The 1,750-nt window shown below is 41.1% G+C and carries 2 protein-coding genes; both read left to right on the plus strand.

The window, feature by feature from the left end; all coding sequences use genetic code 11:
* On the plus strand, positions 1-1,281 hold a 1,281-nt coding region (locus tag KEM10_RS23660), incomplete at its 5' end, for a hypothetical protein (protein WP_212220823.1).
* The coding region (locus tag KEM10_RS23665) for a hypothetical protein (protein ID WP_212220826.1) at positions 1,278-1,750 on the plus strand (473 nt) is incomplete at its 3' end. The genes KEM10_RS23660 and KEM10_RS23665, both read left to right, overlap by 4 nt.

A 1,750-nucleotide genomic window follows, 5' to 3' on the forward strand; every position in this document is an offset into this window, starting at 1 on the left:
AAATTAAATTCAGATTTAAAAGATTTAGAAACCAAATACTTAGAACTACAAGCGGGGATTATCTCCGAAAAGGGGTATCAGAAAATCCCCGTTTTTGATAAAGCAGCCCAAAGAGATTATATCGCTGAAAGAACCGAAGAAATTGAAGAAGGAAAACAAGCCGAAATTACCAAGACCAAAACACAAAGCGAGAACCGTAAACGCTACCTGAACAACTTTTTCAAGTTCTTCAAAGTCGGTCATGGTTATTTCTATCCGGCAGTCAGTTTTGAAACCGATAGCAGTTCCAATTCATACTGCGTTTTTCTTGGTTTTGATATTAATCCTAAACGCAAAAATCCTTATGCTCCGTCATCGGTGAAGCTACGCTTTGCCATTTCAGACAGTCGTAAATACATCGTTCTCCCGGCTTCGGGCGATACCGCCAAAGAAATTGAGCGAGTAATGAGCCGTAGTATGCAGCTCACCACAGGGCAAAAGGAAAGTTTGATTGAGCGTTGGGATGAAGCAATTAAAGACTTCACGGCAGACCGACAAATCCGCTATATCATTACAGGAAATATACTACAAGGCTCTGCGGATTTTTCAGGCAAATTGGTAAGCTTCACCACCAAAGGTAGAGGTGTTCAGAAAGGCATTTTAATGAGCGAGGCATGGTCGCCTGACAACAACGATAATAAGGCGGACAACTATGTTGTAGCTCCAATCGCCAAACTGCAAAGGCATATTATGAGCCTTCGCAATGGGTCTACCATTGCCACCGAAAACAGGATTACAATAGCCAGGCATTATGATGGCACTTTTAAGGTCATCATGCCTAAAACCAAAACACATATTCCCATTTACACCGATAAAGAAGTCGTAAAACTCTTAGTTAATAATCGGGATGGTTTTGAAATGGTATCAGGCAATATGAAGGCTTCGGTAGAAGAAAGCAAAATGCCTAAACTTCTTAATCTGCTTGGTGAACGGTTTAGTCTATCGGTTAAAATTCCACGCCATTATTACGATGAGTTTTTGGATAAAGGAACAAAGCGAAGCAACACAACAGACAGCCTTACCAATGAGGCAATGAAGATGTTTGAGCAAGACAAAAAGGAATTTCCCAAACGACTGGCCAAACAAAAGCAATCCGCACCTAAAGGTAAAAAGGTAAGCATTGACACAGGCAAGCAATTGAAGCTTGTGAAGCTCCGTGCAAAGGCAATCCTGATTAAGCAGAAACAGCTTCGGACAGTTGCCGGGCTTGGTACTCACCCTAAAATCAAGACCATACTATGACCGAAAAGGAGTTTTATAAAAAGTACAAAGCCATTCATAAGGATATTCGCACCAAAGGAAAATCAAAGGCTTCCATTTTAGCCAATGGTTTTAAAGAGGGCGTTAATGTCAATGCTTTACCTATCTATAAGGGTTTTGAGAAAGCAACCGATATTATTGCTACCCGATACAAACCGAGAAAGGGTGACTTCGTTTGGATTCTACCCAAACAAGGATTCGTTGAAGGACGCAATGGCTACAAAACAAAGCAAGGTTACAAGCCAGATTCTAATGATGGTTTCTTCATTATCAGCGATGATTGGTCTTTATACGAAAACTACTGCACCAACTTAGCAACGCCCAATGATGACCTTGGGGATATTGATACGGAAGTTGAAAAGGCTTTGCAGGAGAAGCAAAAGAACCGGGAATTTAAAGATGCAGGGAAGCGTGTTCATGGTTCCAGGAAAGAACAAGCCATGTACAACAA

Origin of the sequence: Carboxylicivirga linearis (genome assembly GCF_018271995.1) — a bacterium.
GTDB lineage: Bacteria > Bacteroidota > Bacteroidia > Bacteroidales > Marinilabiliaceae > Carboxylicivirga > Carboxylicivirga linearis.